Here is a 17032-nt window from a genome sequence, read left to right as displayed (position 1 = left end):
GCGGGCGACGTGACGAACAGGTGCGCGCAGGCGCGCACGACAGGAGGTTGGCGGGTGGGCTGGCTCGACCGGGTCGATGACCAGGTTGATGCCCTCACGCACGCCCGGGCGTTGCAGGAGGCCAGCCGCTCCGCGGAGGCGTACGTCCTGCTGGAGCGTGTGATCCGCACCACCAATGACCCGGCGGCGCGAGCGGACGCCATGGTGCAGCGCCTCTCCGCGCTGATCAATCTCGGTCGGACCGCGGAGTTCACCCGGGCCATCGAAGAGGCGTCGGCGGCGGTCCGTGACCTCGCCGAGCCCTATCTGCACGGTCACCTCAACGCCCTCGCTGCGCTCGCCGCGCACCACCAGGGCGCACTGGACCGCTGCGTCATGCACCTCGTCCGGGCGGCCCGGGCCCTGGGTGCCGTCGCCGACCCGGACCGGGACACCGCCTGGGGCTGGCACGACCTGGCCATGGCCTACAGCTACCTCAGCTTCCACGGGTACGCCCTGGGCGCCATCGAGCGGGCCCGGCAGCTCGGGCTGACCGCAGGGATCCCGGAGGAGACGTTCGCCGCGCCGGGCATCCGGCTGCGCAACGCCGTGGCCCTGGACCACAACGGCGACAGCGACGGTTGTCTGCGGGTGCTCCGGGACGTGGCCGCCGACCTGACCCGCTTCGTCCGCGCCGGGCGGGCCGGCCAACTACGCCCGAGCAGCCTCGCCGCGTACGGCTACGCGGCGGCCCGACAGGCCGCGCTCGGCGACCAGGTGGCCACCGAGGGGCCCGAGCCGGCGCGGTTGATCACCCATGGCGGCGACAGCGCCCGCGCCCGCGATCTGCGTCAGCTCGGGCAGGTGTGCCTCGCCGTCGCCGACGGTCGGCCGATCGAGGCGGTCGCCCGACTGGACACCGTCCAGGTCTCCAACGAGACGCTCGGGGCGGCCGAGCCGGCCCGGCTGCGCAGCATCGCGCTGACCCGCGCCGGGGACCACCTGGCGGCGCACCGGGCCGACCGGCTGGCGTTCCGGCTCGCCGCGCAGCGCAACGACCGGCTGCGCGACGTCTACATCGACGGCATCGCCGCCCGCATCGACCACGAGGAGATGCGCCGCGAGGCGGCGCGCTTCGAGGGTGAGGCGTTGACCGACCCGCTCACCGGGCTGCCCAACCGCCGCCGACTGGAGCGCTACATCACCGCCGTTGTCACCCGTGGCGAACGGGTAGTGATCGGCGTCTGCGACCTGGACGGCTTCAAGGCGGTGAACACCCGGCACGGGCACCACTCCGGCGACCTGGTGCTGCAGCGCATCGCCGGCGTGATCAACCGGGTGATGCGCCGGGGCGACTTCGTGGCCCGCTACGGCGGTGACGAATTCGTGGTGGTGCTGCCGGACACCGGCATGACCGAGGCAGCCGAGGTGGCCCGCCGGATCGAGGCCGCGGTCCGCCTGGAGGACTGGGAATCGTTGGTGCCCGGCACCCCGGTCGGGGTGAGCATCGGCTTCGCCGAGGTCTCCGGTGGCAGCGGGCTGCGTGACGCGCTCAGCGTCGCGTTCGAGCAGGCCGACCGCGAGATGCTCCGCGCCAAGACCCGCCCCCGCGCAAGCTGACCGCCAGAGCTGGCGTCGATCAAGGAGTTGTGGTGCCTCACCAACGGCCCACGACGCGACAAACCGCCCACCACAACCCCATGATCGACGGGGTCGGACGCGCGCGGTGTCGCGGTCAGCGGCGGGTCAGCTCGGTGTCGCCGGCGAGCCGGGCGGCCCGGTCGGCCTCGGTGAGGGCGTCCAGCACCCCGTCCAGCTCGCCGCCGAGCGCCAGATCAAGGTTGTACGCGGTGTAGCCGATCCGGTGATCGGTGATCCGGTTCTGCGGGAAGTTGTAGGTGCGGATCCGCTCCGAGCGGTCCACTGTGCGCACCTGCGCCTTACGCGCGTCCGAGGCGGCGGCGTCGGCCTGCTCCTGGGCGGCGGCGAGCAGCCGGGCCCGCAGGATCCGCATCGCCTGCTCCCGGTTCTGCAACTGGGACTTCTCGTTCTGGCAGGAGACGACGATGCCGGTCGGCAGGTGGGTGATCCGCACCGCCGAGTCGGTGGTGTTCACCGACTGGCCACCCGGGCCGGACGAGCGGAACACGTCGATGCGCAGCTCGTTCTGATCGAGCGTGACGTCGACGTCCTCGGCCTCCGGAAGCACCAGCACCCCTGCGGCGCTGGTGTGGATCCGGCCCTGCGACTCGGTCACCGGGACACGCTGCACCCGGTGCACGCCGCCCTCCCACTTGAGCCGCGACCAGACGCCGTTGCCGCCGTCCGGCACACCCTTGGTCTTGATCGCCAGGGAGACGTCCTTGACCCCGCCGAGGTCGGAGTCCTGTGCGTCGATCACCTCGGTGACCCAGCCGTGCCGCTCGGCGTACCGGGTGTACATCCGCAGCAGGTCACCGGCGAACAGCGCCGACTCCTCGCCGCCCTCACCGGCCTTGATCTCGACGATCACGTCCTTGGCGTCGTGCGGGTCGCGCGGAATGAGCAGCTCGGCGAGCCGCTCCTCCAGCACCGGGAGGGACCCGGCGATGGCGTCCGCCTCAGCCGCGAAGGACGGGTCCTCGGCGGCCAACTCGCGAGCCGCGGCCAGATCGGCGCGGGCCTGCTCCAACTCGTCGGCGGCCTTGTGCAGCGGCACCAGCTCGGCGTACCGGCGGCCGACCCTGCGCGCGGTGGCCTGGTCGGCGTGGATGGCCGGATCGGCCAACCGCTTCTCCAGCTGCGCGTACTCGTCGAGAAGGCCGGCCAGACGCTCGCTGCTCATGCTGCGGATGCTCCTTCGACGGTGCGCGACGACCGGGCCGGGGCCGGGAGGCCAGCGGCCGGGCGGAAGTGGAGGAAAATGCGGACGGCGCCCGCGTCCGGTGAAAAACCGGACGCGGGCGCCGAACGAGGAGTTACTTGGCCTTCTTGGCCTGAACCTTGGCGTACTTCTGCTGGAACTTCGCGACCCGGCCGGCGGTGTCGAGAACGCGCTGCTTACCGGTGTAGAACGGGTGGCAGGCGCTGCAGGTCTCGGCGTGGATCGCCCCGCCCTTGGCGGTGCTGCGGGTCGTGAACGTGTTGCCACAGGAGCAGCTGACCTCGGTGGTCACGTACTCCGGGTGGATGTTTGCCTTCATCGCCTCGGTCCTCTCGTTGGTGGTCGCCGGGTCGCCGTCATCACTCGTCGCGCCGTACGCGACGGGCTCGGGCGTGAACCGGAACCGGTGGCCGATTGACCAGTGTGCCATGGGCCTGAGCCGACCCGGTAGTCGGGCCGCACACCTCGTCCGGCATCGTCAACACGTGCCTACCCGTCCGCATTCCCGCCGCCCGGCGTGGCATTCGCGCACCCGGCGGACCGCCGCCAGGTACCCCGGCCGGGGTACGCCCGTCGAGCCGGAGATGGGTCGATGACCCGCCTGATCGCCACCCGGGGACTGCCCGCCTCGGGCAAGACGACGTTCGCCCGCACGCTTCAGCCGTCCGTGTCGCGGGTCAACCGGGACGATCTGCGCCGGATGCTGCACGGCGAACGGTTGTTCACCCAGTGGGCCGAGGCGCAGGTGACCGCCGTACAGCAGGCTCAGGTCGAGGCGCTGCTGCGGGCCCGAGCGGACGTCTGCGTCGACGACACCAACCTGCGCGCGCGGACCCTGCGAGGCTGGGCCGAGCTGGCCGCCCGCCACGGCGCGGACTTCGAGGTGCACGACTTCACCGACGTGCCGCTGGACGAGTGCCTGCGCCGCGACGCCGCCCGGCCGGCCGCCGACCAGGTCGGCGCGGACGCGATCCGCCGGCTGCACGAGCGGTACCTTCGGGGTCGGGAACTGCCGCTGCCGGTGCCGCAGGCCCGCACCGGACGCCCCGCCGTGGTGCACGCGCCGTCGGCCGAGCCACCGGAGATCGTCCTGGTGGACATCGACGGGACCGTCGCGCTGGCCGTCTCCCGCAGCCCGTACGACATGACCCGGGTGGGCCAGGACCAGCCGAACACCGCGGTGATCGCGGCGGTCCGGGCGATGCACGCCGCCGGCTACGGGGTGGTCTTCTGCTCGGGGCGGGACGCCTCCGCCCGCGCGGCCACCGAGGCATGGCTGGCCCGGCACGTACGAGTGCCCTACCTGGGCCTGCACCTGCGCGCCGTCGGCGACTCCCGGAAGGACTCGATCGTCAAGCGGGAGATCTACGACCGGGAGATCCGGGACCGTTACCGGGTGGCCGGCGTATTCGACGACCGCGTCCAGGTGGTCCAGATGTGGCGATCCCTCGGCCTGACCGTCTTCCAGGTGGCCAACGGCGACTTCTGAGGTGTCCGGACGGGCCCCGCGTGTGGGGGCCCGTCCGGACAGTTCACCCGGTGACGCTGATGGTGGCCTCGGCACGGGCGCCGTTGACCTCGACCGTCAGGCGTATCGGCGCACCGGGCCGCAGTGCCGTCAGAGTGCCGGTGGCCGGGTCGAACCGGGCGGTGTGCCAGGGGCGCACCCCGGCTGCCGAGCCGACGTGCACTCCCGGCGAGGCCGACCAGTCGGCGCTGACCGGCGCGACCACCGGGACCGTACGCCCGCCGGGCTGGGTCAGCGTGGCGGTGACCGCCGCGGGGGTGCCGACCACGACGCTGGCCGGGGCGGCCACCGTGAGGCGGTCGGCGTGCGCGTGGAACTCCGCGTCCACCCAGCGCGGGCCCTCGGCGAGCGGGTCACGGCGGGCCCGGTCGGCCTCGCCCGGGGTCACCGGGTCCACGCCGAACTCCGTCCAGCCGGTGAAGCCGCCCTGGTCGGCAGGGGTGGACGGCGCCTTGCCCGCATTGCCGTTGATCACGTACGGCACCCCGTCCACCCGGTCGGCGTGGAAGGTGCCGACGTGCCCACCCACGAACAGCGCGCCCTTGCCGGTGTGGTGCTGGAAGTCGGCCAGCCACTGCTCCAGCAGCGCCGCCTCCTTGCGGTCGCCGAGCTGGCTGGCCTGCGCCGGGCTGGGGTCGCGCGGCGGGTGGTGGTGCAGGACGACCACCGAACCCACGCGCCGGTCGGTGGCGGCCGCGTCCAGCGTCTCGCGGAGCATCCGCACCTGGTCGAAGCCTCCGCCGCGCAGCGTGCCGGTGGACGAGTTGAGCGTGACGAACCGAGTGCCATTGTGGTCGAACACCCGGGAGGTGGCACCGAACGCGGCCGCGAAGTTGCTGATCGGGGCGCCCATGATCTCGTGGTTGCCGGGCACGTAGTACCAGGGCAGCACGTCGCCCAACTCCTCGTCGAGGATCCGCCGGGCCAGCGCGAAGTCGGCCGGGTAGGCGGTGTCCACGAAATCGCCGTTGATCAGGAGAAAGTCTGGCCGGGCCGCCCGCACCTCGCGCAGCGTCCGTCGGGCCTGGGCGACCAGGTCGCTGTCCGGGTCGGCGGCGACGAACTGGGCGTCGGAGAGCACCGCGAACCGCCACGGCGCGCCGTCCACATTGCCGTCGCGAATCACCACCCGATCGGTACGCGGTGCCACCTCCGGCACGTCGACCGTCGGGGGCACCTTCGCCACCAGGTCGTCGATGATCACCTCGCTGGTGTACTGCGCCGCGGCGTTCGTCTCGGCCACGTAGAAGCGGCGTACCCGCACCGGGTACTGCACCCCGGCCGGCACCGCGAACTCCACGTACCGCCAGCCGGTCCAGGTGATCAGTGGGCCACGCAGCACGTGCTGAGTGTCCTGGGCGTCGTGCAGGTGCAGGCTGGGCCACTCCCCGGTGCCGTTGCCGTGGATCCACATCCCGAAGGCCTGCGGCTGACCGGGGACCTCGATCCAGGCGGCCGGGTCGGCGTACGCGGCCCGCGTGCCGGTGGACTGGCTGAAGTCGTACGACATGCGCAGACCGGTGCCGGTGTGCCCTGGCGCCGGCGCGACCGATCCGCTGGCGCGGGCCTGGCTGAACCGCCAGGACGCGGCGTCGTCGAAACCGGCGACCGGCACGTCGGTCAGCCCGACGGTGACCGGCAGGACGGCGCTCGTGCGTCCCACGTGAACGGTCACCAGGCCCGAGCCGGTGTCCCGCAACGCGGCGACGGACAGGTTGCCGTCCCCGGTGGGAGTGATCCGCAGCAGATCCCGGTCGTAGTCGAGGGTGAGGTCGGCCGGCTCGATCGGCGCGGTGTTGCCTTCGGCGTCGTACCCGACCACTCCCACCAGGGCGTCACCGTCCCGGCCGGTCAGTCCGACCCGCGGCGCGGTGGTGCCGATCCGGGCCAGCGGGCCGAGCACTGTGAGGTTCAGCGAGCCGGTGACCCGTCCCCGTGCGGCGGTGACCGTGCCGGCCCCCGGCGCGCCGGCGTGGAACACGCCGTCACTGTCGACCCGGCCGCGTACCGCCGGGGTCGCCCGCCAGGTCGGGGCGCCGGCCGCCGGCCCGTACGTCTCGTCGTAGCCGGATGCGGTGAGGGTGCGGGTCAGCCCCGGGAAGACCCGGTCGGGCCGTCCACCTCGCACCGGTGAGACGCCCGGGGCGGCGGTGGGGTCGCTGGCCGTCTCAACCCAGTAGCCGGTGAGTCGCCCGCTGCCCTTCGGCGCATAGATGGCCAGGCCGTTGGGCACGGCCCGCTCGCTGCCGTCGGAGGGGCCGTTCTCCAGCTGCACGGCGGGCGCGCCCGGCTCCCGGGCCAGCAGCGTGGACGATCCGCCACCATCGAGGTTGAGCGCGTGGTGGGCGCCCAGCTCGGCCATCATCCGGCCCATCTCGGTCTGCGTCACGCCGCGGCTGTCGACCTGACGGCCGTCCACCGTCAGCATGATCATCTTTCGACCGTCGGCACTGAACCCGACGGCGGTGCGGGGGGCGAGGGTCGGGTCGGCGATGCTCTGCACGACGCCGTCACGGACCAGGACGTTGCCGCCCCCGACCGCCGCGTGGAGCGTGCTGTCGTCGGAGGGCTTCGGTCGCCAGGCCACCGTCACCGGGTCACCGGGGCGCAGGCCGGCCAGCGCGTCCGCACCGAGGTCACGGCCGAGCAGCACGGTGCTGCCCGCGACGATCGGGCCGCCACCTGCCACGCTCCCCACCGCTGCCACCCGACCGTTGGTCACTGTGACCTCGACCACCCGGGCCGCGCCCTCCACTGCACGCTGCCGGGTGTAGGTCCCCCACAGTTCGGTGAAGGCGCCGATGCCATCGGCCTGCACCATGTTGTTGAACTGGGTCAGCGGGACCGGCCCGGTGGGCAGGGCGGCGCTGCCGTCGAAGTTCACCTCGATCACCCGCCCGAGCCCGGTCGTGGTGACCGCCGCCGCGTTGCGGTGACCGCTGACCCCCGACTGGATCAGCTCGCCGTCACGGACGCCGACGCCCTGGGCGGCGCCGGAGTTGTTGATGTCGAAAAAGTCGCCGTTGACCGCTGCGACCGCGTGCGACTGGTCCACTGCCTTTCGCAGCGGCTCGGCCCGGCTGACCGCGCCGGAGTTGACGTAGTCGACGGTGGAGCCGCCGGCCAGGTCGGTGGTGAGGGCGTCGGCGCGCAGCCAGCCCTCGGCGTCGTACCGGTCGAAGGACGTCAACTGCACGCCGGGTGTGACCGGCCGGGTGGCCTTCGTGGTCTCCAGCCCACCGGCCGGCTCCAGACCACCAACTCCGGCGGTCGGGGCGGTCGCGACCGTCGGGGCGGCGGCCAGGCTGACCGAGCCGGCCCGGCGGGAGGACGCTGGCGGCGCGTCCTCCGCGATGGTGGGTGAGGCCACGGACGACGAGGCCACTGTGGGCGGGGCGACGGTGGGTGCGGCAGTGGCCGGCGGTGACAGGGCCAGGGCGAGCAGCGGCGTCAGCAGCAGGACGCCGGTGCGGCGGGCGGATCGTCTGCGGGTACGCATGGACGACAGTCAACCCGGCAATGAATAGAAGTTTCAATACCTGTCGACTGAACCGAAGGAAAATTCCATCAACTCACGGCACGGGTGTCGGGCCCGGGGACATGACGAAGGGGCACGGCCGCGATGGCCGTGCCCCTTCGCTCGTCACCCGGGAAGGGTTACTCCCCCGGCGTCGACTTCGCGATCTGCATCAGGAACTCGATGTTCGTGCGGGACTGCTTGAGGCGGTCCAGCAGGAGATCCATCGCGGCCTGCGAGTCGAGCGAGTGCAGCACCTTCCGGAGCTTGTGGATGATGGCCAGCTCCTCCGGTGCGAGCAGGACCTCTTCCTTACGCGTACCGGACGGGTTGATGTCGATGGCCGGGAAGGTCCGCTTGTCGGCGATCTTCCGGTCCAGCTTCAACTCCGCGTTGCCGGTGCCCTTGAACTCCTCGAAGATGACCGTGTCCGCCATGGACCCGGTCTCCACCAGCGCCGTGGCGATGATGGTCAGCGACCCGCCGTTCTCGATGTTGCGGGCCGCGCCGAGGAAGCGCTTCGGCGGGTAGAGCGCTGTGGAGTCGATACCACCCGACATGATCCGGCCGCTGGCCGGCGCCGCCAGGTTGTACGACCGACCGAGCCGGGTCACCGAGTCGAGCAGCACGACGACGTCGTGCCCAAGCTCGACGAGGCGCTTGGCCCGCTCGATGGCCAACTCCGCCACCGTGGTGTGGTCCTGCGGCGGACGGTCGAACGTGGCCGCGATGACCTCGCCCTTGATCGACCGCTGCATGTCGGTGACCTCTTCAGGCCGCTCGTCCACCAGCACCACCATCAGGTGGCACTCCGGGTTGTTGCGGGTGATCGCGTTCGCGATCGCCTGCAGCACCATCGTCTTACCCGCCTTGGGCGGAGACTGGATGAGTGCCCGCTGGCCCTTGCCGATCGGCATGACCAGGTCGATGACCCGGGTGGTCAGGATGTGCGGCTCGGTCTCCAGCCGCAGGCGCTCCTGCGGGTAGAGCGGAGTGAGCTTGTAGAACTCCGGACGACGCCGCGCCTCCTCCGGCTCCATCCCGTTGATCGTGTCCAGCCGCATCAGCGGGTTGTACTTGTCGCGCCGCTGGTCGCCGCTGTTGCCGCCCTCGCGGGCCGCCCGCACCGCACCGGTGATCGCGTCACCGCGGCGCAGGCCGTACTTCTTGATCTGGGACATCGAGACGTACACGTCGTTCGGGCCGGCCAGGTAACCGGTCGTCCGCACGAAGGCGTAGTTGTCGAGCACGTCGATGATGCCGGCCACCGGGACGAGCACGTCGTCCTCGTTGACCTGCGGCTCACGCCCGCCGGTGTCGGCGCCGGTCTCGGTGCGCTCGCCGCGCCCACGGCGACGGTCCCGGAAACGGCTGCGCCGGCCGCGCCGACCGCCGCCCTCGTCGTCGTCGTCGCTGTCCCGCTCGGCACGCTGACCACGGTCGTTGCGGTCGTTGCGGTCACCGCGGTCGGGTCGGTCGTTGCGCTCGGCACGCTCACCCCGGTCGGAACGCTCGCCCCGGTCGTTGCGCTCGCCACGCTCGGTCCGCTCGCCCCGGTCGTTGCGCTCGCCACGCTCGGTCCGCTCGCCCCTGTCGGCACGCTCGGTCCGCTCGCCACGATCGGCACGCTCGGTCCGCTCGCCACGATCGGCACGCTCGGTCCGCTCGGTCCGCTCGCCACGATCGGCACGCTCGCCCCTGTCGGCACGCTCGGTCCGCTCGGCGCGCTCCGGACGCTCGGTCCGCTCGCGGCGGTTCTCGCCACGGTCGGCCCGCTCGCCGGCTTCCGCCTCGTCGGTACGCGCCTCGGTCGCACGCGCCTCGGTCGCACGCGCCTCGGTCGCACGCCCCTCGGTCGCACGCCCCTCGGTCGCACGCGCCTCAGCGGGGCGGGCCTCGGCGGCACGGGCCTCCGCCGTTGCGGTCCGGCTCCGCCGGGTGCGGCTACGGCCCTCGGTCTCGGCGGCCGGCTCGGCCGGCGCCGGCTCGGCACCGCGTCCTTCGGCTGCCGGCCGGTCGGCGGTCTCCCGCACCTCGGCGCGCACTCCCTCACGGGTCGGGGCGGCCGCGGCCGCGACCTCGGCCCGTGGTCGAGGGGTCCCGGCGGCGTTGCCGCCCTGCCGCTCGGAAATCGCGGCGATCAGCTCGCCCTTGCGCATGCGAGCCGTGCCGGAGATGCCGAGCGACGCGGCCAGGCTTTGCAGCTCTGGCAGCAGCATCGCCGACAGACCGGTGCCGCTACGCCGACGACGGGCGGGAGCGGCGGCGGTGGCATCGCCAGCGACGTTGGAAACATCCGACGTCACGTCGGTGGTGTCGCTCAATGGATTCCTTCCCTCGATAAGGCCGGGACTGCCCGGAGTCGGAGCTCAGGTGGCCGGGCGGCCTCGGTGCACCCGCCTCGCAAGGACGCGTCGCGGGAGTCTGTGACACAGCAGCCGGTCGGTATCCCGACTCACCAACGTCGGTGAGCAGGTCTCGCCGTCTGCGGCGACCTGTGGAAACTGCGGTGCGGCGTGGGCCTTTGGCAGGGGTAGACGGGCTGACCGCCGAGAGCTTCGGGGGTGCGCCGCCCCGCAGGAGATCGCGTGCTTCGCGGCTGTGCTAGGTCTAGAGCGTAATCAACTCTTCCGACCTGCGGCAACAGGGTCCCGCTCGGCGTGTCCAAGTCTACCCCGCGCAACCCGCGCGCCGCTGACGTCTATCGGTAACTGCCAGATCTCCCAGTCTGTTCCCACCGGGAAGCCGGCTGGAGGCTCGCTGAGCGCGAGCACAGTCGGCCCTGCCCCACTGACCACAGCTGCCACATCGGCCGCTCGCAACGCGCTGACCAGGGCAGATGTGCCCTGCATCCCGGCTGCGCGGTAATCCTGGTGGAGCCGGTCGACGGTGGCCGGCAGCAGCAGGGTCGGGTCCGTGGTCAGCGCGTGCACCAGCAGCGCTGCCCGCCCGGCAGTCAACGCGGCGTCACCGTGCGGCACTGTTGCCGGCAGAGCCGCCCGCGCGGTCGCGGTCAAACCGCGTTCCGCCGGAACGAAAACGGTGGGCCGCACCGCGGCGGCGACCGGCAGGGAGACCGCCCGGGCGCCGCCCGGCTCGGACCAGGCCACCGTGAAACCGCCGAGCAGGCACGGCGCCACATTGTCGGGGTGACCCTCGATCTCGGCCGCCAGCCGCAGCGCCCCGGCGTCGTCGAGTCGGTGCTCCCCGTCGACGACCAGGGCACGGGCCAGCAGCACCCCGGCGACGATCGCGGCGGACGAGGAGCCCAGCCCACGTGCCTGGGGGATCCGGTTGACGCACTCCACGCTCAGCCCTGCGGGGTGGGCTCCGAGCACGTCGAACACGACACGCATGGCCCGCACCACCAGGTGCCGGTCGTCGTCGGGCAGCTCACCGGTGCCCTGCCCGGTCACTGCCACCCGGACACCACCCGAGGCGACCTCGGCGGCCACGTCGTCGTAGAGCCCGAGGGCGAGGCCCAGCGCGTCGAAGCCTGGGCCCAGGTTGGCGCTGGTCGCGGGGACCCGGACCCGGACCGGCTCGGGGGTGAAGTTCGTCGGCACGCGCTCATGCTAGGGCTCGGGACCGACGAACCGGCCCCGCGCCCGCTGCCTGGGACCGCCGAGTTCAGCCGGCGGGGTTCGGGACCGGCTCGGCGGCCGGATCGGTGAGCGACAGCCGGCGGGTGGCGATCCGCCAGCCGACCGCGTACACGAGGGTGATCAGACCGCAGCCGGCGAGCACCACCCGTTCGTCGACCGAGTCCACCACCAGGGCCACCGCCAGTTGGCTCACCGAGATCGCCAGCGTCGCCAGCATCATGTCGGTGGCGAAGACGCGGCCCCGCAACCGGTCCGGGACTTCACCCTGGAGGGCGAAGTTCGACATCACCCAGTTGCTGCCACCCGCGAAGTGCGCCACGAAGACCAGCAGCAGCACCAGAGGAAACCATCGCACCACCGAGGTGCCCAGGTAGGACAGGCCGTAGAGCGACATGGACAGCGCGAGCCCGGGCAGCAGCCAGGCCCGGTTGGTCAACACCCGGCGCATCAGGATCGGCCCGACCAACGCTCCCGCGCCACGAACCGCGAAGAGCAGGCCGGCGCCGAGCGGGCCGACACCGTACACGCCGGCCAGCAGCGGAAACACTGTCAGCACGCCGTTGCCCAGGCCTACCGCCGACTTGACAGTGACCAGCGCGAGCACCCGGGGGCGGTGACCGATGTAACCGAGCGCCTCGCGGACCGCCGACCAGGTCCGCTGGGGCGGTTGGTCGGCGTCCCGGGGTGCCTGCAACGGCCGGCGGATCCGGGCGGCGAGGCCCGCGGCCACCGCCAGGCCCGCCGCCGCCACCCAGAAGCAGACGTACGGACCGGCAGCGGTGCTCAGCACGCCGCCGAGCGAGGCGCCGACCACGGTCATGGTGCCCCAGGCCGAGCCGGCGACGGCGTTGCCCGCCGCGAGTTCGTGCGGCTCCAGCACGTTGGGCAGCGCGGCCTGGGCGGCCGGCGAGTAGAACGCCTTGGCGACCGCCACCATGCCGATCGCGACCAGCGCCAGCCACGCCGTTCCGGCGTCCCGCACGCCGAGCAGCAGCAGCACGCCCGCCAGCGCGGCCACGTTCGCGACGATCATGATCTTGCGGCGGTCGAAGCGGTCGGCGATCGTGCCGGTGTACGGCAGCAGCAACGCCACGATGCCGGTGTCCACCGCCAGCACCAGCGCGCCCCAGACGCCGCTGCCGGTCAGGTGCGGCAGCAGCACCAGCAGCGGCACCATGACGAACCAGTCGGCGCCGAAGACCACCAACTCGGCGAGGAACAGATTGCGGAAGCTCCGATTGCCGGTCAGAACCGAGAGGGTGGACGTCACGGAGCGCGACCCTACCTGGTCGTTGTCGGAGCCACACCTGCTCCCAGCAGCGCCGAAACCGTGACGAAGGTGTAACCGCGCGACCGGAGTCCGTCGATCATGTCGGTCAGACCCCGCAGTGCGACCAGCCGCCGGTGCGCCCCCACATCGTGGCCGAGCACTATCGCCCCCGGTCGGACCTCGGTGACGATGCGCTGGGCGTGACCCGCCGGGTCGTCGGGGAACTCGCGCTCCACCATCTGCAACGACCAGAGCACCAGCCGATAGTCCAGCCGGGCCGCCGCGTGCAGCACCGCCCCGCCCAGGTGGCCGTACGGCGGGCGGAGGAGCACCGGCGGCACCCCGGTCAGGTCGGCGATCGCGTCGTGGCTGCGGCGCAGGTCGTCGTACGCCTCGGCGGCGTCCAGTTCGGCCAGGTCCCGGTGCCCCCAGCTGTGGTTGCCCACCTCGTGCCCGGCGAGCCGGTCCCGGACGACGCCGGCGTGCCGGCGGACCTGCGCCCCGACCATGAAGAAGGTGGCCGGAACCCGGTGCTGGGCCAGAGTGTCGAGCACCATCGGAGTCCACTGTGGTGCGGGGCCGTCGTCGAAGGTGAGGGCCACCAGGCGCTGGCTGGTCCGCCCCGACCAGACGACCTCCAACGCGCCGGAGCCGATCTCCTGCTGGCCGTTACCGAGGGTGGCGCTGGCGGGGCCACCAGCTATCGGCATTCGACGGTGGGTGATCCACCACGCTTCGGACGTCCCGGCGCCGATGGCCACACCGCCCACCACCAGCAGGCCACGGCGCAGCAGGTCGCGTCGTCCCCACCCGCGCGCGCCCTCGGCCATCCGCCCGCCCCGCTCCACCCACACCCCCACCCGTCTACGAGGAGTATGCAAGAAGTCACACAAAGTGTGGGGCGGTCGGGTCGGAGTGTTTTCGGCCGAAATGAACCCGGAACGCCCCCGGCGAAAATCCGCCGGGGGCGTTCCGAACTGCGCCGCGACCTACTCGGTCGGCTCCGACGGAGGCAGCGGCGAGGTACGGCTACGCGGCAGCCGCAGCACCTCGAACTGGTCCGTACCCTCCACCAACGCGGCCGACGGCGCTGGTCGCCCGGTCGGCTGCGCACCCTCGGCCACAGCCGGGGCGGGCGCGCCGCTCGGCACCGCTACCTGGTTCGGGGCCGGCACCTCGTCGGTCTCCGTCGTGGTCACCGCCGACCCCCCGGAGCGCCGCCGGGCGCGCCGACCCCGCAGCGACTCCTTGGTGTGCTCCACCATCGTGTAGAGCGTCGGCACCAGGATCAGCGTGAGCAGCGTCGAGCTGAGCAGACCACCGATCACCACGACCGCCAGCGGCTGCGAGATGAAGCCGCCCTCACCGGTCAAGCCGAACGCCATCGGCAGCAGCGCGAAGATGGTCGCCACCGCCGTCATCAGGATCGGGCGCAGCCGGCGACGGCCACCTTCGACCACCGCCTCCCGGACCCCCATGCCCTGCGCCCGGTACTGGTTGATCAGGTCGAGCAACACGATCGCGTTGGTCACCACGATGCCGACCAGCATCAGCACACCGATCAGCGCCGGCACACCGAGCGGCGTCCCGGTGATCAACAGCAGACCGATCGCGCCGGTCGCCGCGAACGGGATGGAGATCAGCAGGATCAGCGCCTGGGTGAGGCTGCGGAACGTGGCCACCATGATCAGGAAGACGATGGCGATCGCGGCCAGCACCGCCAGGCCCAGGTCCGCGAAGGCATCAGCCTGATCCGCGCTGACGCCACCGATGGTGAAGCTCGCACCCGGCACGTTGATGCCGTCCAGCCGCTTCTGCAACTCCTGGCTGGTCGCGCCCAGGTTCGAGCCGGTCGCCGCGCCGGTTACCGACACGCTGCGCTCACCGTCGATCCGGGTGACCTGCTGCGGGCCCTCGCCCTGGGTGACCTGTGCGATGTCGCCCAGCTTGACCGGACCAACCGGCAGTGCCCGCAGCTCGTCGACTGTCATCGGCGGCTGCGTGCCCAACCGCAGCACCACGTTCTGCTGCTGGCCGTCGAGCGCTACCTGACCCAGCGGCGCTCCCCGGAACGCCTGCGACACGAGCTGCCCCACGGCGGCCTCGGTGAGCCCGACCCGACCGGCGGCGACCCGGTCGACCACCACGTCGACCCGCGGCACCCGCGCGGCCAGGCTGGTGGTGACGTCCTCGACGTCCGGGACGCCGTCCATCGCGGCCCGCGCCTCCTCGGCGGCCCGGGTCAGCGCCTCCGGGTCGCTGGCCTGGACGATCACCTCCAGCTGGCTGGTCGACGCCTCCTGCCCGCCGCCGAAGCTGATCTCACCCACACCGGCGCCGAGCTTGTCGAACTCCTTGCGAAGCACCTCACGCATCTGCTTCGCGTCGGTGTCACCGTCGAGCGCCAGCGACCAGCTGGCGACGTTGTTGCCGCCACCGCCCGCCCACGGGTTGTCCCCACCGCCCGCGGTCACCTGGTACGTCTCGACGCCGTCGGTGCGGGACAGCACCGACTCGACCTGCTTGGCCGCCGCGTCGGTGGCCGCCAGACCACTGCCGGCCGGCAGCTCCTGGCTCATGTTGAGGGTGTCCTGGCCGGAGTCGTCCAGGAAGTTGGTCTCCAACTTCTGCGCCAGACCGAAGGTGCCGAACAGCACCAGCAGGCCGAGCCCGACGGTGATCCAACGGGTCGACCGCTTGCGGGTGGCGAACCCGATCACCGGCAGGTACGCCCGCTGCAACGGGCTGCGCAGCTCCTTCTCCTCCGCGGCGTGCCGTACGGCCTCGTCGTCCGCTGTGCCGCCGCGCGGCTTGAGGAACCAGTACGCGAGGACCGGGATCACGGTCAGCGACACCAGCAGCGAGGCGAGCAGGGCCACCGTCACGGTGATCGCGAACGGCGCGAAGAGCTGGCCCACGAACCCGCCGACCAGCGCGATCGGCGCGAACACCGCCACCGTGGTGAGGGTGGACGCGGTCACCGCGCCGGCCACCTCCCGGACGCCGGTGATGATGGCGTGCCGCTTCTCCTCGCCGTACTCCAGATGTCGTTTGATGTTCTCCAACACCACGATCGAGTCGTCGACCACCCGACCGACCGCGATGGTCAATGCTCCGAGGGTGAGCAGGTTGAGCGAGTAGTCACCGATCCACAGGGCGATCAGCGCCACCAGCACGGACAGCGGGATGGAGACCGCGGTGACCACCGTCGAGCGCACCGACAGCAGGAAGACCAGGATGACGATGACCGCCATCACCAGGCCCAGCAGGCCCTCCGTGGTCAGCGACTCGATCGACTTCTCGACGAACGGCGCCTGGTCGAAGACCACTGTCAGCTCCGCGCCGGAGGCGTCCTTCAGGTCGTCGAGCCGGTCCCGGATCTCGTGCGAGATCTCCACCGCGTTGCCGTCCGGTGCCGCGGTGACAGCGATACCGAGGCTGTCCTTGCCGTTGGTCCGGGTGATCGCCGTGGCCGGGGCGAGCTGCTGCTCGACCGTCGCCACGTCACCGAGGCGAACGGGTGCCGCGGCCGGGACGACCACGATGCCGCGCAGCTCCTCCAGGGTGGAGATCGGCGTGCCGACCTGCACCGGGAGGGCCAACGCGCCGTCGGTCACCGCGCCGGCCGGAACCGCCACACCGTTGGTCTTCAGCGCCGCGCCGATCGCCGTCGGCTGGATCTTCGCGGCGGCCAACTTGGCCGGGTCCGGGGTGACCACCACGACGTCGTCGCGGGTGCCGGTCACCTCGACGGTGCGTACCCCCTCGATGCCCTCCAGCTCCGGCACCACTGTCGCGCGCAGCTTCTCGGCGAGCGCCCGCTCGTCCCCAGCGCCGGCCGCGGCCAGCACCACCGCCGGAAGGTCGTCGGTGCTACCCGCGATGACCTGCGGGTCGACGCTCTCCGGCAGCTGGGAGTCGATCCGGCTCAGCGCGGTCTGCATCTTGTTGACCACGTCGTCGAGGTCGGTGCCGAACTCGTACGTCACCTGGACGGTGGCCGCCCCCTCGCGGGAGGTGGAGGTGACCTGGTCCAGCCCCGGGATGCCCTGAAGGGCGTTCTCGATCGGCTCGGTCACCTGCGACTCGACGATCTCGGGGCCGGCGCCGGGGTAGGGGGCCACGATGAACGCGGCCGGGAACTCGAGCGACGGCAGCAGTTGCTGCTTCAGCGACGGCACGGCGAACACTCCGAACACCGTGGTCACCACCGCGATGAGGGCAATCAGCCCTCGGTTGGCGAGGCTGAATCTGGCGAGCAGCGACATCG

At 72.1% G+C, this 17032-nt stretch carries 10 protein-coding genes; 2 read left to right on the top strand and 8 right to left on the bottom strand.

Features of this window, described 5'->3' with window-relative positions:
- Positions 1-54: 54 nt before the first annotated feature.
- Positions 55-1599 (top strand): diguanylate cyclase domain-containing protein, encoded by a 1545-nt coding sequence (locus ACLJOK_RS31060; RefSeq protein WP_410822047.1) that lies wholly within the window; start codon positions 55-57, stop codon positions 1597-1599.
- 115 nt (positions 1600-1714) lie between these two features.
- On the opposite strand, the gene prfA is transcribed toward ACLJOK_RS31060, so the two are convergent.
- Together prfA and rpmE are read right to left on the bottom strand one after the other, a co-directional pair.
- Positions 1715-2803: a peptide chain release factor 1 gene (gene prfA, locus ACLJOK_RS31055; protein WP_410822046.1), complete on the bottom strand. Its 1089-nt coding sequence runs from the start codon at positions 2801-2803 to the stop codon at positions 1715-1717.
- Positions 2804-2936: 133 nt separating this feature from the next.
- Positions 2937-3161, bottom strand: a complete 225-nt coding sequence (rpmE, locus tag ACLJOK_RS31050; protein ID WP_030333150.1) for a 50S ribosomal protein L31 — start codon at positions 3159-3161, stop codon at positions 2937-2939.
- A gap of 273 nt (positions 3162-3434) precedes the next feature.
- Between rpmE and ACLJOK_RS31045 the strand changes: the two genes are divergently transcribed.
- A complete protein-coding gene (locus ACLJOK_RS31045; protein WP_410822045.1) occupies positions 3435-4331 on the top strand; it encodes an AAA family ATPase in 897 nt (298 codons plus the stop codon).
- Between the two features lie 43 nt (positions 4332-4374).
- On the opposite strand, the gene ACLJOK_RS31040 is transcribed toward ACLJOK_RS31045, so the two are convergent.
- From ACLJOK_RS31040 to ACLJOK_RS31015, 6 genes are all read right to left on the bottom strand, one after another.
- On the bottom strand, positions 4375-7869 hold the full coding sequence (locus ACLJOK_RS31040) for a phosphodiester glycosidase family protein (protein WP_410822044.1): 3495 nt from the start codon (positions 7867-7869) through the stop codon (positions 4375-4377).
- 158 nt (positions 7870-8027) lie between these two features.
- Entirely contained in the window at positions 8028-10211 is a 2184-nt protein-coding gene (rho, locus tag ACLJOK_RS31035; RefSeq protein WP_410822043.1) for a transcription termination factor Rho, read from the bottom strand.
- A gap of 297 nt (positions 10212-10508) precedes the next feature.
- Positions 10509-11453, bottom strand: coding sequence for a homoserine kinase (thrB, locus tag ACLJOK_RS31030; protein WP_410822042.1), 945 nt, complete (start codon positions 11451-11453; stop codon positions 10509-10511).
- Between the two features lie 64 nt (positions 11454-11517).
- Positions 11518-12762, bottom strand: a complete 1245-nt coding sequence (locus ACLJOK_RS31025; protein ID WP_410822041.1) for an MFS transporter — start codon at positions 12760-12762, stop codon at positions 11518-11520.
- An 11-nt stretch (positions 12763-12773) separates the two neighbouring features.
- A complete protein-coding gene (locus ACLJOK_RS31020) occupies positions 12774-13622 on the bottom strand; it encodes a polysaccharide deacetylase family protein (RefSeq protein ID WP_410822040.1) in 849 nt (282 codons plus the stop codon).
- Between the two features lie 129 nt (positions 13623-13751).
- Entirely contained in the window at positions 13752-17030 is a 3279-nt protein-coding gene (locus ACLJOK_RS31015) for an efflux RND transporter permease subunit (RefSeq protein WP_410822039.1), read from the bottom strand.
- Positions 17031-17032 lie beyond the last annotated feature (2 nt).

This window comes from Micromonospora sp. 050-3 (genome assembly GCF_046549335.1).
GTDB classification, from domain to species: domain Bacteria; phylum Actinomycetota; class Actinomycetes; order Mycobacteriales; family Micromonosporaceae; genus Micromonospora; species Micromonospora trifolii.
The sequence above is the reverse complement of the archived record's forward strand: the minus strand, read 5'-3'. Positions and strand labels throughout refer to the sequence as shown.

Coding starts and splice junctions, on each gene's coding strand:
- prfA (WP_410822046.1), bottom strand. CDS start 2,803: ATGAGCAGCGAGCGTCTGGCCGGCCTTCTCGACGAGTACGCGCAGCTG.
- rpmE (WP_030333150.1), bottom strand. CDS start 3,161: ATGAAGGCAAACATCCACCCGGAGTACGTGACCACCGAGGTCAGCTGC.
- ACLJOK_RS31045 (WP_410822045.1), top strand. CDS start 3,435: ATGACCCGCCTGATCGCCACCCGGGGACTGCCCGCCTCGGGCAAGACG.
- ACLJOK_RS31040 (WP_410822044.1), bottom strand. CDS start 7,869: ATGCGTACCCGCAGACGATCCGCCCGCCGCACCGGCGTCCTGCTGCTG.
- ACLJOK_RS31015 (WP_410822039.1), bottom strand. CDS start 17,030: ATGTCGCTGCTCGCCAGATTCAGCCTCGCCAACCGAGGGCTGATTGCC.